We start from the raw sequence: 24,426 nt of genomic DNA on the forward strand, positions 1-24,426 counted from the left end.
TGATGAAATTTTGTATTTCAGATATTACAAAATCTCTTCCCTGGATCAAGATTTCGTCATAGTCTGAGAATCAGGCGCCTGAGGAGAGGCGTTTTTGGGGAGGTTTTCATGAGGAAGTTTCTGCTGGCTTGCGCCAGCCTGGCGGCGCTCGCCTGTGCCGCGCCGCAGGCTTTTGCACAGGGTGATGGCTGGACGCTGGAAAAGGCGGCCGAGCCCTACAAGGGATCGGAGATCAACGTGATCTTCCTGGATCGCCCGGGTTACCGCGCGATCATCGATCTCTTGCCCCAGTTCGAGGAAAAGACCGGGATCAAGGTCAATTACGAGATCGTCCCTTACGAGAACACGCGTGAGCGCCAGGTCCTGAACTTCACCTCGCAGGGGGATCTGACCATCGCGCTCGTCGATCTCGTCTGGATCGGCGAATTTGCCGAGAACGGCTGGATCGTTCCCGTCGACGAATTCACCAACGATGCCGAGATTACCGATCCGAAGCTCAACCTGGAGGGCTTCTTCCCGCTTCTTCTGAACGCCTTCGGCACCTGGAACGATACGGTCTACGGCCTGCCCTTCGACAATTATTCGGGCCTTCTCTTCTACAACCGCTGCATGCTGGAGGAAGCCGGCTTCGACGGGCCGCCGAAGAGCTGGACGGAGTTGAAGGACACCTATGGTCCGAAGCTGACCAAGGACGGGAAATACGCCTTCGCCCTGCAGTCCCGCCGCGGCGAGACGCAGTCGGCCGACAGCTTCATGCGCGTCCTGTGGCCCTTCGGCGGCTCGCTCCTGAACGCGGAATTCAAGTCCAACCTGATGAGCGAAGGCAGCCAGGCCGGCCTGAACTTCCGCCAGGAACTCATGCAGTACATGCCGCAGGGCATCGTCAGCTATGACCATGCGGAGGCGGTCAACGCCCTGGCCCAGGGCCAGGTGGCGATGATCACCGAATGGTCGTCCTTCTACTCGACGCTGACCGACCCGGCCACGTCCACGCTGGGCGATTGCCTGGCCGTGGCGCCGGAGCCGGAAGGTCCGGCAGGCCGTCTGCCGGCACTGGGCGGCTTCTCGCTCGCCGTCGCGGCGCAGGCGCCGGAGGATCTGCAGAAGGCGTCCTGGCTGTTCATCCAGTGGGCCACGTCCGAAGACATCGCCCGCGCCTATGTGGATGCCGGTGGCGTTTCCGGCCGTACCGCCGTCTATGAAGATGCCGATGTGAAGGCGAAGTACAAGTTCGTCGAGCCGATGGTCGCTTCCTGGCAGGCGGGCGTTCCGGAGTTCCGCCCCCGCTTCCCCGCCTGGCCGGCCATCTCCGAGATCGTCGCGGAATGGGGTAGCAAGATGATGCTGGGCGAAGTCACCGTGCAGAACGGCGCCGAGGAAATCGGCCGTCGCATGGAAGAGGTGCTCGACCAGGAAGGCTATTACGGCGGCGACAAGGCCCTGCTCCAATAGGACCCGGACCCATGCCCGGACCTTACCGGCAGGCGCTCGCCGAAATCGGCAACGCGCTGGATGGCGTGGACGAAGGCGGCTTTTCCGCCTTCGTCCATGAACTCGCCACGGCGCGGCGGATTGCCCTTTACGGCGTCGGCCGCGAAGGGCTGGCGATCAAGGGCCTTGCCATGCGCCTCTTCCATCTTGGGCTCGATGCCCATGTGGTGGGCGACATGACCACCCCGGCGCTCGGGCCCGGCGATCTTCTGGTCGCCTCCGCCGGTCCGGGCGGGTTCGAGACGGTCGACGCCCTGATGCGGGTATCGCGAGGCGCAGGCGCACGCGTGGCGCTCGTCACCGCCGTGCCGGACGGCAGCGCCGCCCGCCTGGCCGATACGCTGCTCGTCATCCCGGCCCAGACCATGGCAAACGACATTGGGGGCGCATCGGTTCTGCCGATGGGCTCCCTTTATGAAGGCGCTGCCTTCGTGCTTTTCGAAATGGTCGTGCTGGCGCTTCAGGCAGACCTGTCCGTCGCGGCAGAGGCCATGCGGGCACGGCACACGAATCTCGAATAGGGGAGCCGGATGGCTGAACAAACGCGCGTGCCGAACAGGGGTTACGGCCGTTGGACGCCATTGTGGTTTCTGGCGCCCTCCGTCTTCGTCCTCCTGGCTGTGGGCATCTACCCGCTGATCTTTGCGTTGGTGACATCGTTCCGGCGCTACAACATCACCCGGCCACGGGACGGCTTCCCCTTCATCGGGTTCGACAATTATGTCGCCGTCTTCAACGATTCCAGCTTCTGGAACGCGCTGCTCCTGACGCTGCGCTTCTATCTGACGGCGCTGCCCATCCAGATCGCGCTCGGCCTGTTCATCGCGCTTCTCCTGAGCCGGCCCGGGCTCGGCTTCCTGCGGTCGGTGGCGCGCGTCTCGCTCGTGGTGCCGCTGGCGACGACCTACGCCGTGGTCGGCCTGATCGGACGGCTGATCTTCAACGGCGATTTCGGTGTCGCCAACCAGCTCCTGAGCTGGATCGGCCTGTCTGGCTTCGACTGGCTTGGCTCACCCACAGGCGCCTTCACGGCCATCGTGTTGATGGATATCTGGCAATGGACGCCCTTCTGCGCCCTCATCTTCCTGGCGGGCCTGTCGATGGTCCCGCTCGAGATCGAGGAAGCGGCCCGGCTCGAAACGCGCTCCAAGCTTGCGCTTCTACGCCATGTGCAGCTTCCCTACCTCATGCCCGGCCTGACCGCGATCCTGATCCTGCGCTCGGCCGATGTGTTGAAGCTCTTCGACATGGTCTTCGTCATGACGCGCGGCGGCCCCGGCTCGGCGACCGATCTTGTCTCCGTCTATATCCAGCGGGTCGGCTTCCGGGTCTTCGACATGGGCATGGCGTCGGCGCAGGCCATCATCCTCCTGATCCTGACCATCATCATCAGCCGGCTCTACATCCGCCTCTTCTACCGGGAGATCGAATAGTGAACACGCCGCTTTCCCGCGCGTTGCACGCGCTCGGCCTCCTGGCCGTCATCCTCTTCACCCTGTTTCCCTTCTACTGGATGGTGTCGTCCAGCCTGAAGGACCAGGCCGATCTGCTCGCCTCCCCGCCCCTGTGGATCTTCAACCCGACGCTGGATCACTACCGCGCCGTCCTGTCGGACGCCCGGGTCCTGTCCTCCATCGGGGACTCGCTCATCGTCGCCACCATCACCACGGCCATCGCGGTCCTGCTCGGCGCCCCGGCGGCCTATGCGCTGGCGCGCTTCGAGTTCAAGGGCAAGTCCGACCTGTGGTTCTGGTTCATCTCGAACCGCATGATCTCGCCCATCGTTCTGGCGCTGCCGGTCTATCTCCTGGCCAACCAGCTTCGCCTGCTCGACACCTACGCCGTTCTGATCCTGATCTATCTGACGTTCAACCTGCCCATCGTGGTGTGGATCTGTACCGATCAGTTCCGATCCATTCCGTCCGAGCTCGAACAGGCGGCGCGGCTGGACGGGGCGAACCAGTTCACCATCTTCCGCCGGATCTACCTGCCCCTGGGCCTGCCCGGCATCGCCGTCTCGGCCATCTTCAGCTTCATCTTCTCGTGGAACGAGCTGATGTATGCGCTGGTGCTGACCCGGCGGAACGTGCAGACCGCCCCCGTCATCGCCACCAGCTTCATGTCGGGCTACGAACTGCCCTGGGGCAAGATCATGGCCACGGGGACGCTCATCGTCCTGCCGGTGACGATCTTCGCGCTGTTCGTATCGCGCCACATGATCCGCGGCCTGACCATGGGCGCCACGAAATGACAGGGCCGGATGCGCTCGTGGAGGATGGCTCCGCCGACTCGGGCGAAATCAACGCCCGCGTCGTGTGGCACTATTACGTGGGCGGCATGACCCAGCAGCAGGTGGCCGAGCAGTTCGGGCTGACCCGGGTCCGGGTCAACCGCATCATCGGGCAGGCTCGCTCCGAGGGGCTGGTGCGGTTCGACATTCGCATGCCGATCGCCAATTGCATCAGCCTGGCAGAAGAGATCCGGTCGCGCTACGGCCTGGACGATGCGATCGTGGTGCCGTCCCTGCGCCAAGCCGAGGAAACCCAGCGTGTCGTGGGCGAAGCGGCTGGCAGCCTTCTGGACGGCATGCTGCGCCCCGGCATCAGCCTGGGCGTGGGTTGGGGGCGTACGCTTTCGGCAGCTCTGCGGTCCCTGTCGTCCCGCCGGCTGGCGGACGCCAATGTCGTTACGCTGATGGGTAGCCTGACGCGCGGCCCGGGCACGAACACGATCGGGGTGGCGACCGCCGTCGCCAACCGCATCGCGGCCGAATGCCACTACCTCGCCGCGCCCATCTACTGCCCGTCCACCGAGATCCGCGCTGCGCTCCTGTCGCATCCGGGCTTGGAAGAGGTCATGCACCGCGCCGCCAATGTGGACATCGCCTTCATTTCCTGCGGCGATCTGTCCGCCCGCTCCATCCTGACCTCCACCAGCATCGTCAGCGGGGAGATCGAGGAACTGGAACGCATCGGCGCGGTGGGCGATATCCTGGCGACATTCCTGGGCCCTGACGGAACGCCCGTGGATCACAAGCTGCGGGACCGCGCCGTGGGTCTGTCACCGGACATGTTTTCCCGCATCCCCGTCCGCATCCTGGCATCCGGCGGGCTGCACAAGCTGCCCGTCATCAAGGCCGTGCTGAACGGCCCCACCATCACTCATCTCGTCACCGACGAAGCCGTGGCCAAGCGCCTCGTCGGCCATGACGCCAACCGCTCCTGAGAGGCTGAAGCCATGTCGTTCCTGGCGCTCGAGAATGTCACGAAGAATTACGGCGACCACGAAGTCATCAAGGGCGTGAGCTTCACGGCCGAGAAGGGAGAGTTCGTGGTCTTCGTCGGCCCGTCCGGCTGCGGCAAGTCCACCCTTCTGCGCATGATCGCGGGGTTGGAGGACATCACCGGCGGCGATGTCCAGATCGACGGCAAGGTCGTCACCCATGTCGAGCCGGCACTGCGCCAGGTGGCGATGGTGTTCCAGAGCTACGCGCTCTATCCGCATATGAGCGTCTTCGACAACATGGCCTTCGGCCTGACCATGGTGAAGACACCGAAGGACGAAATCCGGCGCCGGGTAAACGAGGCCGCCCGGATCCTCCAGATCGAACCTCTGCTCGACCGCAAGCCAAGGCAATTGTCCGGCGGCCAGCGCCAGCGCGTGGCCATCGGCCGGGCCATCGTGCGCAACCCCAAACTGTTCCTGTTCGACGAGCCCCTGTCCAATCTGGATGCCGAACTGCGTACTCAGATGCGGGTGGAGATTGCCCGCCTGCACCGCTCGCTCGGCGTCACCATGGTCTATGTGACGCATGACCAGATCGAAGCCATGACCCTGGCCGACCGCATCGTCGTCCTGCGCGGTGGCATCGTCGAACAGGTCGGAACGCCGACCGAGCTCTATGACAGGCCTGCCAACATCTTCGTGGCCGGCTTCATCGGTTCGCCCAAGATGAACTTCCTGGCAACCGAGGTCGCGAGCGTTGCACCCGGCGCGCTGACACTGCGCCATCCCGCCTTTGCGGGCGGCACGCTGACGCTGGACCGGGACACGTCGGGCCTTGCTCCCGGCGCGGCGGTGACGGTCGGCCTCCGCCCGGAACACCTGCATATGGATGGCCCGGCAACCTTGTCGCTGACGGTGGACTTCTGCGAAAATCTCGGCGGCGCCACGCAGATCTATGCCCGCCCCGACGGCGGAGAGACGATCACCGCCGTCGCGCCCGGGCGGCCCGAGCTCGCGGCCGGCAGCCCCGTCGGCTTCCGCGTGGCGCCGGAGCACATCTATCTTTTCGATGCGCAGGGCAAGGCCATCGCCGCGCCGCGCTGACCCGCGCCTTGAGCCGAAGGTCAGTCGCCGGGACGATGCCAAGCCATCGTCTCGCGCATGAAGCCTTCGGCCTGCGCTGCGGACAGGGCATCCGCCGCATAGGTGAAGGTGCCATGCTGGGCGATCTCCTGGGCGGCGCGCATCAGCCCACCCAACGCGGCGCGGGCGAGCGATCCACCAACGCTGATCCGTCGCACGCCGCAGGCCGCCAGCTCGTCCACCGTGTACACCGCGCCCTTCAACCCCATCACCACATTGACCGGGCTGCTGACGGACGCACACAGGGTCCGGATATCCTCAAGGCTCGTCAGGCCCGGGGCATAGAGCACCTCCGCTCCGGCTGCCTCGAAGGCCTGCAGCCGGCGGATCGTATCGTCCAGATCCGGACGGCCCCAAAGGTAGTTTTCCGCCCGCGCCGTCAGGACGAAGTTGCAGCGGCGGCTTTCCTGCGCGGCGGCCGCCACGCGTTCGACCGAAAGGGAGAGATCGTGGATGGGGCACGAAGGATCGCCGGTCGCGTCTTCGATCGAACCGCCCACAAGGCCGTGCTCGGCCGCAGCCGCTATGGTCTGCGCGACAGAAGCGGGATCTTGTCCGAACCCGTCTTGCAGGTCGGCCGAGACGGGAAGATGGGTTGCGTCTACAATGGCGCGGGCATTAGCCAGAAGCACGTCACGCGGCATGGCTGACAGATTGTCTTTCAGTCCAAGGGCGAACGCCAATCCGGCGCTCGTCGTGGCCAATGCGGGGAAACCCAGCGCCGTCAGGATCCGCGCGGAACCCGCATCCCAGGGATTGGGAATGACGAATGTGCCGGGCCCGTCATGCAGGCTGCGGAACCGCGCCAACTTCCCCTCGCGCGAGACGTCGACCATCACCTGCTCCCCTTCCTTTCGGTGGGAACAAATAAAGAACATTCGCGCTGCTGGGTCAACTGGCCTGGGGGCCATCCTGTGCGGGCGGGGCACGATCCGAGGCCAGGAAATTGCCGATCGGCCCCAAGGCTTCGACATGCAGGGCGAAGATCTTCACGCCGACCATGATCGGCACGGCGAGGAACATCCCCGTCACGCCCCAGATCCAGCCCCAGAAGGCGACCGACAGGAATACGGCGGCAGCGTTCATCTCCAGCCGCCGGCCAACGATCATCGGCGTGAGGAACTGGCCTTCCAGGGTGGTGCAGGCAAGATAGAGCGCGACAGGCACCAGTGCCGCCGTCACATCGCCGAACTCGGCCAGCGCGATGATCCCGACGAGCCCCATGCCGAAGATGGCGCCGACGTAAGGGATATAGTTGAAGATTGCGGCCAAGGCCCCGAAGACGGCGGGCGTCGGCATGTCCACCGCCCATAGAACACAGCCGATGACGACGCCCAGGCTAATATTGATGAGCGTGATGGTGAAGAGGTAGCGCGACAGTTCCTTTTCGATCGCATGCGCGATCGCGAGCGCCTTTTTCTTATCGGAAAAGCGGGGAATCGACTGGACCAGCTTGGCGTGGAACAGATCGCCCGACGACAGGAGAAAGAACAGGAAGATGAGCGCGAAGCCGATAGCGGCGAGCATCTGAGGAGCGCTGTTGGCCGCAGTGTCCAGAAGCGTCGGCGAGCGGACGACGACCTCCTGCGGCGCTTCCTGGGCATCGGGATTGGGCGGCTGCTGTTCGGCCGCCGACACGCCGGGCGCCACGTCCTGTACGTCCTGACGCACGCGCGTCAGCCGCGCGAACTGTTCGCGGACCGACGACACTTCCTTGTCGATGGCAGCGGCATAAGATGGCGCGTTGCGCACGATCTGGGTAAGCGGTTCGCTGAGCGAGTAGAACAGGGCCGTCAGCCCGATCAGTGTGCCGAGGACCAGAAAGACGGCCGTGATCGGCTCGGGCAGTTTCAACCTTCGGCGGGCGAAGCGGACGATCGGGCTCAGCACCAGCGCAAACAAGAGGGCGAAGACGACCGGCAGAATGAAGCTCGCCGTCAGATAGAGCATTCCCCCGAACAGAATAAGGAAAATGCCGATCACCGCCCAACGCGGCCCGGACTGGACCGTCTGCCGGTTCACCAGTCCGATATTGGGCGCGACGATCATCTTTGGATCGCCGCCGCTCTCCGTCGTCATCGCCTGCACGCTCCCCTGCCCTCAGACAGACGTAACGCGGCAAAACCGCGCGCCGTTCCAGACGGACCGGCGCGCGAGCGAACTTAATGAAGGATCTGCGACAGGAAGAGCTTCGTGCGCTCATGCCGCGGATTGCGGAAGAACTCTTCGGGCACGTTCTCTTCCACGATCTGGCCGGCATCCATGAAGATCACCCGGTCGGCGACCTGCCGCGCAAAGCCCATTTCGTGCGTGACGCAGATCATGGTCATGCCTTCTTCGGCCAGGCCCACCATGACGTCGAGCACTTCCTTGATCATCTCCGGATCGAGCGCCGATGTCGGCTCGTCGAAGAGCATGACCTTCGGGCTCATGCAGAGCGAACGCGCGATCGCGACGCGCTGCTGCTGGCCGCCGGAGAGTTGGCCGGGATATTTGTGCGCCTGATCCGGAATCTTCACCCGGGTCAGGTAATGCATCGCGATTTCCTCGGCCTTGGCCTTGGGCATCTTGCGCACCCAGATCGGCGCCAGCGTGCAGTTTTCCAGGATCGTCAGATGCGGAAACAGGTTGAAGTGCTGGAACACCATGCCGACCTCGCGGCGGACGACATCGATCTTCTTCAGATCGTTCGTCAGTTCCACGCCATCGACGATGATCTTGCCCTTCTGGTGTTCTTCCAGCCGGTTGATGCAGCGGATCATGGTGGACTTGCCCGAACCCGACGGGCCGCAGACGACGATGCGCTCGCCCGTCCGAACCTTCAGGTTGATGTCACGCAGGACATGGAATTCGCCATACCACTTGTTCACATCGATCAGCTCGATGGCGACTTCGGTGGACTTCTGCGGCCGTGCCGCGACGGCCGATGTTTCAACAACCATGCCGAAACTCCTTTTGAAATTCCCGGACGGCAGGCGCGGTCCCGGAAGGTCGGGCGCCGGCGACGATGCAGCTTTGCCGATCCGTCGTCCTGGCGCAAGTTGATGTGAAAGCGCACGGAAAAGGCGGCGCCGCGCACGGCGCCACCCGGCGCTAATGCTTGTGGCCGGTGCTGAGGCGCCGCTCCATGAAGATGGAATAGCGCGACATGGCGAAGCAGAAGAGCCAGAAGATGAAGCCGGCGAAGACGAGTCCGGTAGCCGGTGTCGACGGGGTGATCCAGGTCGGATCGTTGAAGCCACGCCGCACCGTTCCAAGAAGATCCGCCAGGCCGATGATGTAGACGAGGCTCGTATCCTTGAAGAGGCCGATGAAGGTGTTGACGATGCCCGGGATCACCAGCCGCAATGCCTGGGGCAGGATGATCATGCGCATCTTCTGCCAGTAGGTCAGGGCCATCGCGTCGGCACCCTCGTACTGGCCCTTCGGAATGGCCTGGAGGCCGCCGCGGATCACCTCCGCCATATAGGCCGCGGCAAAGAGCGACACGCCCACCAGCACGCGCAGCAACTGGTTGAAGGTCACGCCGGCCGGCATGAACAGGGGCAACATGAAATTGGCCATGAACAAGACGGTGATCAGCGGCACGCCGCGCCAGAACTCGATGAAGACCACCGAGACCAGGCGAACCGCCGGCATATGCGACTGGCGACCCAGCGCCAGGAGAATGCCGATCGGCAGCGATGCCACGATGCCCACCACGGCGACGACGAGCGTTACCAGGAGCCCGCCCCACAGATTGGTGGGAACATGAGCGAGCCCGAAGTGATGGGTGAGAACCAGCGTGAAGGCCGCGGCAACGACCGGCGGCACGATGAGGGACAGAGCGGCCGACCGCCGCTCCGCCGTCAACGCCACGGCCGCCATGCTCAGTATATTGGCTGCCACGGCCGCCAGGAACGCCACCGCGGACAACTGCGTGAAGCGGAAGGTCAGCATGGTCACCCGGCTGGAGCCGATCAGCCAGTTGGCGAGGAAGGCCAGGATGGCGATGGCCAGCACGATGCGGGCCGCCTTCATCAGGACATGGCGGTTGACGGTCGGGCTCTTGGCGATCGCCTGGAACAGGGCAACGGCGCTTGCGACAAGGAAGAAGAGCGCAATCGTACCGCCCGAAAGGGAGAAGCGGCCGCCCGTCAGAAGCACCAGCGCGACCGGCGGAAACACCGCCAGGAACAGTGTGGCGAGGATCTTCTTGCCCGGCACGCGCGGCACGGCGATGGCCACCAGCAGCACGGCAAAGATGCCGAAGACCCAGTCCACCCGCCAGCGCTCGGAGATTGGGTAAAGCCCGTACATGAATTGGCTGAACCGCGCCCGCACGAAAGCCCAACATGCGCCGACCTCCCGCCCGTCCGTGGACAGGCAGGCCGTACGGTCTTCGCCGGTGAAGACCGCATTGACGACACCCCACAGATACAGGTTCCAGAGAACCCAGGCGGCGAGCAGCGACAGGATAATGGTCAGGACGGAATCGAAGGGCGTGGCAAAGAGATGCGTGCGCGCCCAGCCATAGACTCCACCTTCGGCACGGGGTGGCGGCAAGGCTGCCTTCGGCGCGCGCGACACATAGCCGGAAACCTGTTCTTCCATAGATTCAGGCTCCCTGAATGAGAATGATGTGACGATACATCCGGGTTCCCCTCACCGCTCCACGAGCTTCATGCTGCGGTTGAACCAGTTCATCAGCACCGAAACAGACAGGCTGATGCCCAGATAGACAGTCATCCAGATGACGACGACCTCGATCGACTGCCCGGACTGGTTCAGGACGGTGGATCCGACGGCGACAAGTTCGGGGTAGCCGATGGCGAGGCCGAGGGACGAATTCTTCGTCAGGTTCAGGTATTGGCTTGTCAGCGGCGGAATGATGACCCGCAAGGCCTGCGGAACCACGACGAGCCGCAGGGCTAGGCCGCGGCGCAAACCCAGTGAGGCCGCAGCCTCGTTCTGCCCCTTGGAGACGGCGAGAACGCCGGCACGGACGATTTCGGCAATAAAGCTTGCCGTATAGACCGACAGTGCCAGGAAGATGGCCAGGAATTCCGGCTTGATCTGGAAGCCGCCCGACAGGTTGAAGGTCCCGCGCGTCGGCGTTTCGAGCGTGGCCGGAAGCCCGGTGGCAAGGAAGACCACCAGCGGCAGACCCACGATCAGGCCGAGTGCGATGGGCCAGAGGCGGCGGCGGCGGCCGGTCTGCATCTGCTGGCGGCGAAAGATGCGGGCGGTCACCAAGGTGGCGACAAGCCCGGCAATGAGAGCAATCCCGGTGGCCCAGGCCAGTTGCCCCCAAATGAGGATGGGCGTCTGCAGGCCACGATTGGACAAGTAGCTTTCGAAGGGCAGTTCGATCGCCTGGCGCGGCAGCGGCAGCACGGCGAGGACGCCGAAATACCAGAACAGGATGACCAGCAGCGGCGGCAGGTTGCGGAATATTTCCACATAGGTCGTCGCGATGGTGCGGATGACGAAGTTGTGCGACAGGCGGCCCAAACCGACGATAAAGCCGAGGACGGTCGCGAAGGCGATGCCCGTTACGGCGACGATCAACGTATTGGCCAGGCCGACGAGGATCGCCCGGCCATAGGTCGAGTTGCTGGTATAGGGAATTGGCACCTGTGCGATGTCGAATCCCGCCCGCCCTTGCAGAAAGCCAAAGCCGGACGCGATGTTCGCGTTGCGCAGATTGGTTGCGGTGTTGTGGACGATCCACCACCCGAAGGCGAAGATCGCCGCCACGAGAACGACCTGGACGACCACGCCGCGAACGGTCGGATTGGTCCAGAGGCTTTCCCGCACCTCGGTTGAAGCGAGCGACTGCGTATCTGCCGTCATGAGGATCCGCTGAAAAGAGATAACCGGAAAATCAAAACCGCGGGCACCCGGTGCCCGCGGTAAAATGTCTTGCGCTCAGGATCAGCGCACCGGCGGTGCGTACTGCAGACCACCATTGGTCCACAGCGCGTTCTGGCCGCGGGCAATGCCCAGCGGCGAGCCCGTGCCGACATTGCGCTCGAAGATCTCGCCGTAATTGCCGACCGCCGCGATAGCTTTGGCCGCCCAGTCGGCCGGTAGGCCGGCATCCTGGCCGAAGGTGCCATCGGTGCCCAGGAGCCGCCGGATCTCGATGTTGTCGGAGGACTTCATCTCTTCGACATTGGCCTGGGTGATGCCGAATTCCTCAGCGTTCAGGAGCGCGAAGTGAACCCACTTCACGACATCCATCCACTGGGAATCGCCCTGGCGCACGGCAGGTCCGAGGGGCTCCTTGGAGATGATTTCGGGCAGCACGATGTGCTCGTCCGGATTGGCCAGTTCGAGGCGCGAAGCATAGAGGCCGGAAGCGTCCGTGGTCAGCGCGTCGCAGCGGCCGCTGTCGTAGGCGGCGTTCACATCGGCCTGGGATTCGATGACGACCGGATTGTACTCCAGGTTGTTGGCCCGGAAGTAGTCGGCCAGGTTCAGCTCCGTCGTGGTGCCGGCCTGTACGCAGACCGTCGCGCCCGACAGCTGCAGCGCCGAGGTGACACCGAGTTCCTCGCGGACCATGAAGCCTTGGCCGTCATAATAGTTGACGCCCACAAAATCGAGGCCAAGGGCCGTGTCGCGGCTCATCGTCCAGGTAGTGTTGCGGGCCAGGAGGTCGACTTCGTTGTTCTGCAGAGCCGGGAAGCGCTGCACTGCCGACAGGGGCGTGAACACGACCTTCGTGCCGTCACCAAAGATCGCCGCAGCGATGGCGCGGCAATAATCCACGTCGAGGCCAGCCCATTCGCCGTCGTCCTTCTGATAGCCGAAGCCCGGAAGGCCCGTATTGACCCCGCAACGCACCGTTCCACGGTCCTTCGTCGCCTGCAGCGTCTGGGCAGAGGCCGAGCCCGTGGCCACACCGGCCGCGGTCAGGCACAGGGCAGCGGTCAGAAGCTTCAATTTCATTTAGAATACCTTCCCAGTTGAAAACGATGGCGTCGGTGTCATTGATGACCGGGCAAGCGGGCGGTATCCACGCCCTGACATCCGACCGGGCAATCACATGCCAGAAACACTGACAGGTCAAGGTTCCGCCGCAATTTTTGCAGCAGCGAGGGGTGTACTCGGAATTACTGCCTCTTCTGCAATCAGAAAGACGATAACTTGAGCAACAACCATAGATCGAAGGCGTCTAATCATAGGCCGAACACCCTGGCAGCGCATGCAGGCTACGCCCCACGCGACTATCACGGCTTCGTCAATCCGCCCGTCGTACATGCCTCGACAGTCCTGTTCCCTGATACGCAGACGATGAAAAAGGCTGCGCAGCCCTACACTTACGGCCTGCGGGGCACACCGACCACGCAAGCGCTGGAACAGGCGCTCGATGCAATGGAAGGGTCTGCAGGGACGATCCTCGTCCCCTCAGGGCTGGCGGCGATCACCGTGCCGTTACTGGCATTCCTGGGCGCCGGGGACCACCTCCTCTGTGTCGATTCCGTCTACGGGCCGACGCGGCGCTTCTGCCAACAAATGTTGCAGCGCACCGGGGTGGAGGTGTCCTACTTCCACCCGTCCGACGACATCGAATCGCATATGCGGCCCAACACTCGGGTCGTTTTCCTGGAGGCGCCGGGCTCCAACACCTTCGAGATGCTGGATGTCGCCGCGGCCGCGCAGAAGGCACATGCCGGCGGTGCGCTGGTGATGATGGACAATACCTGGGCGACGCCACTCTACTTCCGCCCACTCCAGCATGGCGTGGACCTATCGATCCACGCTCTGACGAAATATCCGGCGGGCCATTCGGATGTGATGCTCGGCAGTGTGTCGGCAACGGCGCAGGCCTATCCGCGCCTGCGGGAGGCCCAGATGGCGCTCGGCGTCAACGCCGCGCCGGACGATGCCTACCAGACCCTTCGGGGGTTGCGCACCATGCCGACGCGCGTCGAGCGCCACGGCGCCTCCGCTCTGGCCCTGGCACACTGGCTGGAAGGGCACGCCATGGTGGCGCGGGTTCTGCACCCGGCTCTGCCGTCCTTTCCCGGGCACGATCTCTACCGCCGCCAGTTTTCCGGTAGCACCGGCCTGTTCGGAATCGTCCTGGGCGGCATGGGCGATACGGAGGCGGCGGCCTTTCTGGATGCGCTGGAACTCTTCGGGCTTGGCTATTCCTGGGGCGGATTCGAAAGCCTCGCCCTGCAGCCCGATCTGTCGGATCGCACCGTGGCGCATGGGCCGACGGACGGCACGATCATCCGGCTTCAGATCGGCCTCGAGGATGTGGAAGATCTTAAGGACGATCTGGAAAAGGGATTCGCTGCCATTGCCCGGTTGCGCTAGGCGCCCTGCCCCGCCCCGTTCTGCCCCGCATCGTCACGGCCGATGCGGGGCGATCTCGGCTTTCATGCGCTCGAACTGGCTGACGATGCGCGGGTCCGGCTCGGCCGGGCTCAGATCGACCCCGTCGGCCAGGATGTCGGCCACCGCTTCCAGTGCGGCGATCCGGCCGTAGCGCTTGTCATTGGCCGGGATCACCGTCCAGGGCGCGTTCTTTGCGTGCGTATGCGCAAACATGTCGTTGGCGGCTTCCTCGTAGCCGTACCACTTGTCGCGGTTGCGGAAATCCTCATAGCTGAGCTTCCAGCGCTTCAGCGGATCGTCCATTCGCTCGCGGAACCGCACGAACTGCTCTTCCGGCGTTATATACAGGAACACCTTGGCCACACGGGTGCCGGAGGCCGTCAGCGAGCGTTCGAACTCGACGATCTCTGTATAGGCGCGCTGCCAGTCCGCCTTCGGCGCCAGTTCCTCCACCCGCTCGACCAGGACGCGGCCGTACCAGGACCTGTCGAAGACGGCGATGCCGCCATGCGAGGGAAGCTTTTCCCAGAAGCGCGCCATGTAGTGCCGCCGTAGATCCTCCTGGCTCGGCGCGGCGATCGGCCAGACCTTGAAGCCGCGCGGATCCATGACGCTCGACATGCGCCGGATGGCGCCGCCCTTGCCTGCAGCGTCCCACCCTTCGAAGACGACGACCGCGCTGTCGCCTGTCTTGAGATAGGCCTGCTGGATGCGCACGAAGGTTTTCTGCACGGCCTTCAGGCGGTCTTCATATTCGTGCCGGTGGAGCCGGCGGCTCATATCGAGCTGATCGAGCCGCAGATGGGGTTCCTTGGTCTTGGTCATCCTGCGTGGCCTCGCCCCAAAAAAAGAGCGGCCCGGAGGCCGCCCCAAGTCTGACTGGAGTATCAGGCACATGCCTGAACAGGCAACAAACGTGACACACTCAAAGCTGGTTCCGTCAAAAACGACGCGCAACCAAGCGGAGGGTGCGACGTTATGGTCATGTGTTCCGCTGACGCGGCAACCGGAGCGCTGTAGCGCGCCGGTCCTGATGAAAGACGAGTCCCAAAAGGCGCAGGAGATCATACATGTTCCGCGACAAGCCCACGGCCTATGACAGGCTCACGGATGCGATCGGCGATATCGGAGAGCGCATTGCCGAACTGGAAGGGCAGATTGCCGAGCGCGTGAACCCGCGCCCCAGCGCCATCGAGCGTCTGCGCCGCGAAGCCGGGCGCCTGACGGGCCTGGCCACGCCGCGTTCGCGCTGGGACTTCCTGTCCGGCCTGCATCTGCCCAGCGCCGATACGGCGCGTCATTCGCTGCACCGGGCGCAGGAGTCCCTGCGTGATGGTGCGCATGAGGTGAGCGATCACGTTCGCGAGGGCGCGGGCGCCCTGCGTAGCTACCTGCCGGCCCTCGGCTCCTCGCTCGGGGCGCTGCGGCTGCCCGACAGCCGTGACCTGAAGCGCCTGCGCAATCACGGGCGCCCGACCGGCCTTCTCGACCATGCCCGGGCCAATCCGGGCGCGACGGCGGCGATCGTCGTGGGCGGCGTCGTCGTGGCGGCGGGTGTGGCGCTCTATGCCACCAACAAGATCGCCGAACATTCCGAGGAGCCCGACTACGATGTCGTGCGACAGGAAGGCGATATCGAAATCCGTGATTACGAGGCCATGCTCGTCGCCGAGACGATCAAGGGCGGCTACCACGAAAAGGCGCGACGCCTCGGCTTCGAGACGCTCTACAACTTCATCCGCGCCAACAACCGTTCCGGCAAGAAGATCGCCATGACGACGCCGGTCCTGCAGCAGCTGTCGGAAGGCAGTGACCGCGCCAAGGGCTGGGCGATCCGCTTCATCATGCCGAGCAAATACTCCAAGGCGAGCCTCCCCGCCCCGCAGACGGACGATGTGCAGATCGTCGAAGTGCCGGCGACGCGCGTGGTGGCGATCCGGTTCAGCGGCGTGTTCAGCGCGTCGCTGGCCAGCAAGAAGCTGATGGCGCTCTACAACTACCTGGCGGATGAGAACCTGAAGCAGAAGGGCGACCCGATCTACGCCTTCTACAACCCGCCCTGGACGCCCGGCTTCATGCGCCGGAACGAGATCCTGATCGAGGTGGAACGTTGATGGTACTCCAGTACCGCACGTTGCGGTACTAGGATACCTTAATGCGCAATCCCTTGCTTTGCAGGGGTTCGAGGCAGCCCGGAAACGCTCAGCTCAGCGTTTTCGGGCTTGCTTTTATGGACACTTGCCCGTAGAGGACTGCCTGGAAGCGGCCGGTTCGGCCGCCTTTTCGTATGCCGGGGGCCGCTCCGGTCCCCGAACGAATCCAAGGGCAGATTGATGAAAACCTTCTCGCAGAAGAACGAGACGGTCGAGAAGAAGTGGATCCTGATCGACGCCGAAGGGCTTGTCGTCGGCCGCCTCGCTTCGCTCGTCGCGCTTCGCCTCCGTGGCAAGCATAAGCCGACCTTCACCCCGCATATCGATGATGGCGACAACGTCATCATCGTCAATGCCGACAAGGTGGTGTTGACCGGCAAGAAGTACGAAAACAAGACCTACTACTGGCACACCGGCTATGCCGGCGGCATCAAGGAGCGCAAGGCGCGGGAGATCCTCGAGGGTCGTTTCCCCGAGCGCGTCCTGGAAAAGGCTGTCGAGCGCATGCTGCCGCGTGGCCCGCTGGGCCGTCGCCAGCTCAAGAACCTGCGCGTCTACGCCGGCACCGAGCATCCGCATGCCGCCCAGACGCCCGAATCGCTGGACGTCAAGGCGCTCAACGCCAAGAACTCGAGGGCTGCATAATGGCCGATCTCAACTCCCTCCAGGACCTCGGCGGCACGCAGGCTGCGACGCAGCCGGAAGCTCCGGTTCATGTCCAGAAGCTGGACGCGCATGGCCGCGCCTATGCGACCGGCAAGCGCAAGGACGCGGTCGCCCGCGTCTGGGTCAAGCCCGGCTCGGGCAAGATCACCATCAACGAGCGGGACTTCTCGGAGTATTTCGCGCGCCCCGTCCTGCAGATGGTTCTGCGCCAGCCGATCGTCGCCGCTGCGCGTGACGGCCAGTTCGACATCGTCGCGACGGTGGCGGGCGGCGGTCTGTCCGGCCAGGCCGGTGCGGTTCGCCACGGCATTTCGCGCGCGCTGACCTATTATGAGCCGGGCCTGCGCTCGGTTCTGAAGAAGGGCGGCTTCCTGACGCGCGACAGCCGTACCGTCGAGCGTAAGAAGTACGGCAAGGCCAAGGCCCGCCGTTCGTTCCAGTTCTCGAAGCGCTAATCCTTCCGCGGCTTCGTGCCTTTCGATCGAGGGCCGCGGGCAACCGCGGCCCTTTCTTTTTGGCAATGCGCCAGACAAGGGTGAACCATCATGGCCGGACGCAGCATCGACCACGCCTTCACGGCAACGGGGACCCTCGGGGCCGCCGAGGACCCGACCTATGCCGGAACGCCGTCCTTCATGCGGCGGCGCTACCAGAAGGACGTGACCGGGACCGACGTCACCGTCTGGGGCGTTCCTTACGACAGCGCCGTTTCGAACCGGCCGGGGGCGCGCTTCGGGCCGGCGGCGATCCGCCGCGCCTCCATGATCTTCGACAATGACCCGCAATATCCCTTTCACGCGGATCTGTTTGAAGCCATGTCCGTCGTCGATTACGGCGACTGCCTCCTGGATTACCGCCTGCCGGAAACGGCCCATGCCCGCATCCGCGCGGAAGCGGCCTCGCTTCTGGAGGGAACGGGTTTCCTTCTGACGCTCGGCGGCGATCATTCCATTACCTGGCCCTTGCTGCAGGCCCATGCGGACCGCCATGGCCCGCTCGCTCTGATCCACTTCGACGCGCACCAGGATACCTGGCCCCTCGCCTATGGGCTGGATGGCGCGGTGCGGGTGGATCACGGGTCTTTCCTGAAGGCGGCGGTGGAAGCGGGCATCGTCGATCCGGCCCGCTCTATCCAGATCGGCATCCGCACCCATGCGCCGGAGGATTGCGGCGTCGAGATCATTGAGGGGCACGCCCTGGACGAAATGCGCGCCGACGAGATCGCCGCGCGGATCATCGACAGGGTCGGCGCGGGGCCGGCCTATCTGACCTTCGACATCGACTGCCTCGACGTGGCCTTCGCGCCCGGGACGGGCACGCCGGTGGCCGGGGGTCCCTCCAGCGCCCGCATGCTGAATGTCCTGCGTCGCCTGGGCGGGATCGACATGGTCGGAGCGGATGTGGTGGAGGTCTCCCCACCCTTCGATCATGCGGACGTGACCGCGATTGCCGCTGCCACGGTGGCTCTGTATATGCTCGGCCTGCGTGCCGAGAAAGCCGACAGGGAGAAGGTACAGATATGAGCCCGCGCATCTTCATCGACGGGGAACACGGAACGACGGGGCTGCAGATCCGCGCCCGGCTGTCCGAGCGGCGCGACATCACCCTCCTGTCCATTCCGGAGGCCGAGCGGCGCAACCCGGCCCTGCGCGAGGATATGCTGAACGCGGCGGACATCGCCATCCTCTGCCTGCCGGACGATGCCTCCCGCGAGGTCGTCGCGCTTCTTGCCGGCAACGACACGACACGGCTGATCGATACGAGCACCGCGCACCGCACGGCGCCGGGCTGGGTCTACGGTTTTGCGGAACTGGAGCGCGACCAGGCGGCGGCGATCACCGCTGCCCGCCATGTGGCCAATCCCGGCTGCTACCCGACGGGCGCCATCGCGCTGCTGCGCCCGCTGCGCGATGCCGGTCTTCTGCCAGGGGACTACCCCGTCTCGGTCAATGCCGTGTCCGGCTATTCCGGAGGCGGCAAGCAGATGATCGCCCAGATGGAAGACGCCTCACGCCCGGATGCCATCTCCGCGCCGCACTTCCTGTACGGGCTGGATCTCACCCACAAGCACCTGCCGGAAATGCGGACCTATGGCCGCCTGCCGCGCGATCCGATCTTTGCGCCATCGGTCGGCCGCTTCCCGCAGGGCATGCTCGTCCAGGTGCCGCTGCATCTCGACGGCGTATCGGCTGAAACGGTCCATGCCGCGCTGGCGGAGCATTATGACGGCCAGGACATCGTGACTGTCGCGCCCATGCATGAAAGCGCCGCGCTCAAGCGCATCGACCCGACCGAACTGGCCGGGACCGACCGGATGGTGCTGCACGTCTTTGCCTCGCCGGACGGCGCACGGCTGAACCTCGTCGCGCTCCTGGACAATCTCGGCAAGGGTGCATCCGGCGCCGCTGTCCAGAACATGGACCTGATGCTGCAGCGTTAAGACGCCTCAGCCACCGCGCCGACCCTGGCGAACCAGGGTCGGGCATGGATGATGGCGATGGCCAGGACGCAGACGGCGCCGGCCTGATGCAGAAGCGCCCAGCCGATCGGCACATGCAGGAGCAGGGTGGTGATGCCGAGCGCGGCCTGCACGAGCACGGCGCCGAGGAGCCCGAGTGCGCCCATGGCGTAATGCGATGCGGGCGCCCGGCGGAAACACCGCACGACATGCCAGATGACGAGCGCCAACAGCGTGTAGGCGCCAATCCGATGGATGAACTGCACCGTCTTCACATTTTCGAAGAGGTTGTGCCAGAACGGGTCCATCACCAGAAGGCCGGAGGGAACGACGGCGCCGTCCATCAGGGGCCAGGTATTGTAGGCAAGGCCGGCGCCGAGGCCGGCGACGAGCCCGCCGAGATAGATCTGCGCCAGGCAGGCCAGCATGATGACAAGCGCCAGACGCCGTGTCCCGGCGCTGGCCGGCGCGTCGGGGCGCAGGGGCCGCAGGCCCTCCGCCACCCAGAGCGTGGCCGTGAAGATGATGCAGGCGAGCGTCAGGTGCACGGCCAGGCGATACTGGCTGACATCGGTTCGTTCCGTGAGCCCTGAGGCGACCATCCACCAGCCGATGGCGCCCTGCAGGCCGCCCAGCGCAAGCACGCCGACCAGGCGCGGCTTCAAGGCGGGCGCCAACCGCCCGGTGAGCCAGAAGAAGCCGAGCCCGAGTGCAAAGACGACGCCGACGCCACGCGCCAGCAAGCGGTGCGCCCATTCCCACCAGAAGATGGTCTTGAACTCATCGAGGCTCATGCCACGGTTGATGAACTGATATTGCGGGATCTGGCGGTAGAGGTCGAACTCCTCCTGCCATTCGGCGGCAGACAGCGGCGGGATTACGCCATGGATCGGCTTCCACTGCGTAATGGACAGGCCCGACTCGGTCAGCCGCGTGGCGCCGCCCACCACGACGAGGCTGAAGACGATCGCCGCGACGAGATAGAGCCACAGGCGCACGGCCCTGTCATTGCCGGCCGCACGGGTGGACGGGGTTGCCGACGCAGGCGCGAGGAGCTGGGTATCTGCCATCGAAGATGCCGTTTTCATTCACGAATTGGTCCGGCAAGGCTTGCGCCTGCCCGATAAACCGCTCATGTGAACCGAAAACCGAAGAACCGCAAGCCGGGCGTGTCGCCGAGCCGGCGACACGGGGATCACGAAACGGGGCGCACCATGCCGATACGTCTGAAGAAGCTCATCGGCACCGTCCTGTTGATCGTCATCGTGGTCGTCTATGCCGTCGTCGCCACGGCCATCGCCAGCGCCACGCTGGCCCAGTCGAGCTGGTGGGTGCACCTTCTCTACTTCCTCCTGACCGGGCTCATCTGGATCCTGCCGGCCATGCTCATCATCCGCTGGATGGAAACGCCGCCGCGCCGGTAAAGATGTCCGGTTAGCGTCTGATTAACCATAACAACCTATGGTTAACGGATCGGGCGCAGATGGCGGATGAAATGGAGCAGCCGGTTCGGGTGGTATCGTTGATCTTCGCGGCGATCCTCGCCAGCGGATGCACGAGCTATCGCCCCCCTGCCCCGGCCTTTCACCCCCAGCTCGTGGGTGAGCACACGATCGACAGTGGCGACCATCTGCGCATCGTTGTCTATGGAGAGGACGACCTTTCCAGCCAGTATGCCGTGGATCAGGCCGGCTACCTGACCATGCCGCTGATCGGCGACGTGCCGGCGCGCGGACGGACGACGGGTGAGTTGCGCAGCGTGATCGAAGCACGGTTCCGCGACGGCTTTCTTCTGCACCCGAGCGTTGCCGTCGAAGTTGCGCAGTACCGCCCGCTTTTCGTGATGGGAGCGGTCGGCGCGGCTGGCCGCCACGATTACATTCCAGGCATGACGGTGCAGAACGCCATTGCCGCCGCTGGCGGTTTCTCCGCATCCGCCGATCAGGAAAGCGTGGACCTGACGCGCAGCGTCAACGGCCAGGTGATGACGGGCCGGGTCCTTATCACGGATCCGGTCGTGCCGGGCGATACGGTGGTGGTGCGGCCGCGCTACTGAGCGTGCGAACCGCGCAGGACCAGCATCAGGGCGCCTTCCAGCGCGTCGGCACGCGGGGCGCGCAGGGACGGCTGAAGGCCCTTGCCGATCCGCGCAGCGTAGCGTTCCGCCTGCCCCCCCAGAAGGCAGAGCGCCGGGGCGCCCAGGGACAGGAGACGGCGAAGTGCGGTTTCCACGACGGCGATGCGCGGCGCAAGAATATCCAGGGCGACCGGGTCACCCGCATCCGCCGCGTCCCAGACCATGGGCGCGAAGCGCCCGAAATCCACCGGCCGCGCGCCGCCGGAAAAGCGGGCGATGGCTGCGGGTGAATCCTCGAAGGCCTTCAGGACAGCTGCCAGCAGCGGGCTTGTCGGAGCCAGTTCGTCGGCGGCCAGGAGCGCCGCCGACAGGGCCGCGCGGCCGATATCGGCACCGCTGCCAACATCGGAAACCACAAAGCCCCAACCGCCGAAGATGACGTCGCGGCCTTGTGCCCGGGCGACATAGGCCGAGCCCGTGCCCAATATGGCGATCCCGCCATCGCCGCCGCCATGCGCCCCCAGGCACGCGGCGATGGCATCGCTGCGCAGGACCGTCCGCCGGAAGGGCAAGGTGGAGGGGTCGAAGCGGGCCGCGACCTCCGCCAGATTGGCGCCGGCAAGGCCGAGCCCGGCCGAACAGTCGGCCATGCGTTCGGGGCCGAGGCCCCCGGCGGCCAGCGCCGCAGCCACCGTTTCGATAATGGTCGCGCGGGCAGCGACTGGGTCTGTGAAGATGTTGGCGCTGCCGCCCACCGCCTCACCGACCAGGGCTGCGTCCCGGGTGCGGATGCGGACGCGGCAGCGCGTGCCGCCGCCATCCACGCCCAGAAACAGATCCGTGCCCAAGGGTCAGATCAAGCCCCGCTGCGCAAGGTTCCGCATCAGGTGGCTTGGACCGAAGGTCCAGCTTTCGCAGCGGTCCGTTGCCCGGATCTCGTTCACCAGCGTGCCAAGACGGGGCGAATGGATGGCGACGACATCGCCCTCCTTGTGCGTGAAGCCCTGGCCTTCCACGTCCCGGTCATCCGTCGGGGCGAAGAGCGTACCAAGGAAGAGGACCAGACCGTCCGGATAGGAGTGATGTGCGTTCAGAGCCTGGGCGGCAAGGTCGGCCGGATCGCGGCTGATCTTGTCCATCCGCGACACGCCGGACAGGACGTAACCCTCGCGCCCCTCGACCGTCAGGTCCAGGCGCGCCTGGCGCACATCGTCCAGGCCGAACTGCCCATCGAAGAAGCGGATCACCGGCCCGATGGCGCAGCTTGCATTGTTGTCCTTGGCCTTGGACAGGAGCAGCGCGGACCGCCCCTCGAAATCGCGCAGGTTGACATCGTTGCCGAGCGTCGCGCCGACGATGGCCCCGCTCGACGCGATGACCAGCACCACTTCCGGCTCGGGGTTGTTCCAGGCCGAGTCCGGGCGGATGCCGGCAAGCTGGTTGGAGCCGACGGAAGACAGGATCTGCGCCTTGGTGAAGATCTCGGCGTCGGGGCCGATCCCCACTTCGAGATACTGGCTCCAGGCCCCCTTCTCGATCAAAACGCGCTTGAGTTCCATCGCCTCGTCGGAACCCGGCTTCAACGCCTGCAAGTCGGTGCCGATGAGGCGGCCGATCTCGTCCCGGATGGCGCGCGCGGCGGTCGGATCGCCCTTGGCGCGTTCCTCGATCACCCGCTCGAGCATGGACACGACGAAGGTGACGCCGGCCGCCTTCAGCGCCTGCAGGTCGACGGGCGCCAGAAGCCAGGGGCGGCTCGCGTCACGCGTGTCGGGATGCGCGTTGGACAAAAGGTCCGCATAGCGGCCTATTGTCTCTCCGCCGGCGGCGGCCAGCGCCGCGGCGGGATCGGCGGTTTCGCACAGATCCCGCATGGTGGGGAAGGTGGCGGAGACGTCGACGACGTCCTCGCCACGAATGGCCACGACGGCGGGGCCGTTCAGCTCCGGCCGCCAGGCGCGGCCCGCCAGGACGGCGCGATCGGCATCTTCCGGCAGGGATGCCAGCTGGTTGGCCCGCTCAGCCATGATAGGCCACCACGTCCTGCGCCTGCTCGCCCAGCCCCTGGATGCCAAGGGTCACCTTGTCTCCCGGCTTCAGGTAACGCGGCGGCTTCTTGCCCATGCCGACGCCAGGGGGCGTACCGGTGGTGACGATATCGCCCGGCTCGAGCTTCATGAAAGTGGACAGGTAGGCGATCACATGGGCGATCGTGAAGATCATGGTGGAGGTATTGCCGGTCTGCGTCCGCTCGCCGTTGACGTCCAGCCACATGTCGAGCGCCTGCGGGTCGGCGATCTCGTCGCGCGTCACCAGCCAGGGGCCGACGGGGCCGAAGGTCGGGGCGCTCTTGCCCTTGGTCCACTGCCCGCCGCGCTCCGTCTGCCAGGCACGTTCCGACACATCGTTGCAGATCGTATAGCCGGCCAGATAGGACAGGGCGTCGGCCTCGGAGATGTTGTAGGCCTCCTTGCCGATCACCACGGCGATCTCGACCTCCCAATCGGTCTTCTCGGAGTTCTTCGGGATGACGACCGGATCGAACGGGCCGCTGAGCGATGACGGCGCCTTGTTGAAGACGATCGGCTCGCTCGGGATGGGCAGATTGGATTCATGCGCATGGTCGACATAGTTCAGGCCGATGCAGATAAAATTGCCCGCCCGCGGCACCACGGCGCCGAGGCGTGACCCGTCCGGCGCGGCCGGCAGGCTGGCAAGATCGGCCGAGCGGAGCTTGTCGAGCGCAGCGTCCGACAGGTGCTCTCCGAAGAAGTCGGGCAGGATGGACGAGACGTCACGAATGGTCCCGCCTTGATCCAGGACGCCTGGCTTTTCCTGCCCGGCGGGTCCGAAACGAACAAGCTTCATGTCAGATAATC

25 protein-coding genes are annotated in these 24,426 nt (G+C 65.0%); 14 read left to right on the forward strand and 11 right to left on the reverse strand.

Going from position 1 to position 24,426, the window contains the following annotated elements:
- Nucleotides 1-108 precede the first annotated feature (108 nt).
- From AUL30_RS03330 to AUL30_RS03355, 6 genes are read left to right on the forward strand one after another with little or no spacing between them, the layout of a single operon-like run.
- A complete protein-coding gene (locus AUL30_RS03330) occupies nt 109-1,452 on the forward strand; it encodes an ABC transporter substrate-binding protein (protein ID WP_062226380.1) in 1,344 nt (447 codons plus the stop codon).
- Between the two features lie 11 nt (nt 1,453-1,463).
- Nucleotides 1,464-2,012, forward strand: a complete 549-nt coding sequence (locus tag AUL30_RS03335) for an SIS domain-containing protein (RefSeq protein WP_062226381.1) — start codon at nt 1,464-1,466, stop codon at nt 2,010-2,012.
- A 9-nt stretch (nt 2,013-2,021) separates the two neighbouring features.
- Nucleotides 2,022-2,924, forward strand: a complete 903-nt coding sequence (locus AUL30_RS03340; RefSeq protein ID WP_062226382.1) for a carbohydrate ABC transporter permease — start codon at nt 2,022-2,024, stop codon at nt 2,922-2,924.
- On the forward strand, nt 2,924-3,742 hold the full coding sequence (locus AUL30_RS03345) for a carbohydrate ABC transporter permease (RefSeq protein ID WP_062226383.1): 819 nt from the start codon (nt 2,924-2,926) through the stop codon (nt 3,740-3,742). Before AUL30_RS03340 ends, AUL30_RS03345 begins: the two co-directional genes overlap by 1 nt.
- Complete coding sequence (locus tag AUL30_RS03350) at nt 3,739-4,716, forward strand: sugar-binding transcriptional regulator (RefSeq protein WP_062226384.1); 978 nt, start codon at nt 3,739-3,741, stop codon at nt 4,714-4,716. Before AUL30_RS03345 ends, AUL30_RS03350 begins: the two co-directional genes overlap by 4 nt.
- 12 nt (nt 4,717-4,728) lie before the next feature.
- The gene (locus tag AUL30_RS03355; RefSeq protein WP_062226385.1) at nt 4,729-5,820 is read left to right on the forward strand and encodes an ABC transporter ATP-binding protein; all 1,092 of its coding nucleotides are present in this window, start codon (nt 4,729-4,731) and stop codon (nt 5,818-5,820) included.
- 20 nt (nt 5,821-5,840) lie between these two features.
- Here the strand turns inward: AUL30_RS03355 and AUL30_RS03360 are convergent, their stop codons facing one another.
- From AUL30_RS03360 to AUL30_RS03385, 6 genes are all read right to left on the reverse strand, one after another.
- The gene (locus AUL30_RS03360) at nt 5,841-6,695 is read right to left on the reverse strand and encodes an isocitrate lyase/PEP mutase family protein (protein WP_062226386.1); all 855 of its coding nucleotides are present in this window, start codon (nt 6,693-6,695) and stop codon (nt 5,841-5,843) included.
- Between the two features lie 55 nt (nt 6,696-6,750).
- On the reverse strand, nt 6,751-7,938 hold the full coding sequence (locus AUL30_RS03365; RefSeq protein ID WP_062226387.1) for an AI-2E family transporter: 1,188 nt from the start codon (nt 7,936-7,938) through the stop codon (nt 6,751-6,753).
- Nucleotides 7,939-8,021: 83 nt separating this feature from the next.
- Entirely contained in the window at nt 8,022-8,801 is a 780-nt protein-coding gene (locus AUL30_RS03370) for an amino acid ABC transporter ATP-binding protein (protein WP_062226388.1), read from the reverse strand.
- Nucleotides 8,802-8,952: 151 nt separating this feature from the next.
- Complete coding sequence (locus tag AUL30_RS03375; protein ID WP_062226389.1) at nt 8,953-10,452, reverse strand: amino acid ABC transporter permease; 1,500 nt, start codon at nt 10,450-10,452, stop codon at nt 8,953-8,955.
- A 51-nt stretch (nt 10,453-10,503) separates the two neighbouring features.
- Nucleotides 10,504-11,694, reverse strand: coding sequence for an amino acid ABC transporter permease (locus tag AUL30_RS03380; protein ID WP_062226390.1), 1,191 nt, complete (start codon nt 11,692-11,694; stop codon nt 10,504-10,506).
- 81 nt (nt 11,695-11,775) lie between these two features.
- Complete coding sequence (locus AUL30_RS03385; protein WP_062226391.1) at nt 11,776-12,795, reverse strand: amino acid ABC transporter substrate-binding protein; 1,020 nt, start codon at nt 12,793-12,795, stop codon at nt 11,776-11,778.
- A gap of 198 nt (nt 12,796-12,993) precedes the next feature.
- Here AUL30_RS03385 and metC point away from each other — a divergent pair, with 198 nt between their 5' ends.
- Nucleotides 12,994-14,172, forward strand: coding sequence for a cystathionine beta-lyase (gene metC / locus AUL30_RS03390; RefSeq protein WP_062226392.1), 1,179 nt, complete (start codon nt 12,994-12,996; stop codon nt 14,170-14,172).
- Between the two features lie 33 nt (nt 14,173-14,205).
- Here metC and AUL30_RS03395 read toward each other — a convergent pair whose 3' ends face one another.
- Nucleotides 14,206-15,018 carry a polyphosphate kinase 2 family protein gene (locus AUL30_RS03395; RefSeq protein ID WP_062226393.1) on the reverse strand — a complete coding sequence of 271 codons (813 nt, stop codon included), beginning with the start codon at nt 15,016-15,018 and terminating at the stop codon, nt 14,206-14,208.
- Between the two features lie 245 nt (nt 15,019-15,263).
- Between AUL30_RS03395 and AUL30_RS03400 the strand changes: the two genes are divergently transcribed.
- The 5 genes from AUL30_RS03400 (at nt 15,264) to argC (ending at nt 19,452) form a co-directional block, all read left to right on the forward strand.
- Entirely contained in the window at nt 15,264-16,307 is a 1,044-nt protein-coding gene (locus AUL30_RS03400) for an SOUL family heme-binding protein (protein ID WP_062226394.1), read from the forward strand.
- Between the two features lie 219 nt (nt 16,308-16,526).
- On the forward strand, nt 16,527-16,991 hold the full coding sequence (gene rplM / locus AUL30_RS03405; protein ID WP_062226395.1) for a 50S ribosomal protein L13: 465 nt from the start codon (nt 16,527-16,529) through the stop codon (nt 16,989-16,991).
- Nucleotides 16,991-17,467, forward strand: a complete 477-nt coding sequence (gene rpsI / locus AUL30_RS03410; RefSeq protein ID WP_062226396.1) for a 30S ribosomal protein S9 — start codon at nt 16,991-16,993, stop codon at nt 17,465-17,467. The genes rplM and rpsI overlap by 1 nt, the downstream gene beginning before the upstream one ends.
- Nucleotides 17,468-17,557: 90 nt before the next feature.
- Entirely contained in the window at nt 17,558-18,535 is a 978-nt protein-coding gene (speB, locus tag AUL30_RS03415; protein WP_062226397.1) for an agmatinase, read from the forward strand.
- Nucleotides 18,532-19,452 (forward strand): N-acetyl-gamma-glutamyl-phosphate reductase, encoded by a 921-nt coding sequence (gene argC / locus AUL30_RS03420; RefSeq protein ID WP_062226398.1) that lies wholly within the window; start codon nt 18,532-18,534, stop codon nt 19,450-19,452. The genes speB and argC overlap by 4 nt, the downstream gene beginning before the upstream one ends.
- On the opposite strand, the gene AUL30_RS03425 is transcribed toward argC, so the two are convergent.
- Nucleotides 19,449-20,540: a COX15/CtaA family protein gene (locus tag AUL30_RS03425; RefSeq protein ID WP_083507637.1), complete on the reverse strand. Its 1,092-nt coding sequence runs from the start codon at nt 20,538-20,540 to the stop codon at nt 19,449-19,451. The genes argC and AUL30_RS03425 overlap by 4 nt on opposite strands.
- A 144-nt stretch (nt 20,541-20,684) precedes the next feature.
- Here AUL30_RS03425 and AUL30_RS03430 point away from each other — a divergent pair, with 144 nt between their 5' ends.
- Both AUL30_RS03430 and AUL30_RS03435 read left to right on the forward strand, forming a co-directional pair.
- Nucleotides 20,685-20,894, forward strand: a complete 210-nt coding sequence (locus AUL30_RS03430) for a DUF2842 domain-containing protein (protein ID WP_062226399.1) — start codon at nt 20,685-20,687, stop codon at nt 20,892-20,894.
- 59 nt (nt 20,895-20,953) lie between these two features.
- Complete coding sequence (locus AUL30_RS03435) at nt 20,954-21,526, forward strand: polysaccharide biosynthesis/export family protein (RefSeq protein ID WP_062226400.1); 573 nt, start codon at nt 20,954-20,956, stop codon at nt 21,524-21,526.
- On the opposite strand, the gene AUL30_RS03440 is transcribed toward AUL30_RS03435, so the two are convergent.
- The 3 genes from AUL30_RS03440 to AUL30_RS03450 are packed head-to-tail and all read right to left on the reverse strand — an operon-like array spanning nt 21,520 to nt 24,415.
- A complete protein-coding gene (locus AUL30_RS03440) occupies nt 21,520-22,395 on the reverse strand; it encodes a BadF/BadG/BcrA/BcrD ATPase family protein (RefSeq protein WP_062226401.1) in 876 nt (291 codons plus the stop codon). The two genes, AUL30_RS03435 and AUL30_RS03440, sit on opposite strands and share 7 nt — an antisense overlap.
- A gap of 3 nt (nt 22,396-22,398) precedes the next feature.
- Nucleotides 22,399-23,574 (reverse strand): fumarylacetoacetate hydrolase family protein, encoded by a 1,176-nt coding sequence (locus tag AUL30_RS03445; protein WP_062226402.1) that lies wholly within the window; start codon nt 23,572-23,574, stop codon nt 22,399-22,401.
- The gene (locus tag AUL30_RS03450) at nt 23,567-24,415 is read right to left on the reverse strand and encodes a fumarylacetoacetate hydrolase family protein (protein ID WP_062226403.1); all 849 of its coding nucleotides are present in this window, start codon (nt 24,413-24,415) and stop codon (nt 23,567-23,569) included. The genes AUL30_RS03445 and AUL30_RS03450 overlap by 8 nt, the downstream gene beginning before the upstream one ends.
- Between the last annotated feature and the right edge of the window lie 11 nt (nt 24,416-24,426).

It is taken from the genome of Aureimonas frigidaquae, assembly GCF_001463905.1.
In the GTDB taxonomy this organism is placed as follows: Bacteria; Pseudomonadota; Alphaproteobacteria; order Rhizobiales; family Rhizobiaceae; genus Aureimonas; species Aureimonas frigidaquae.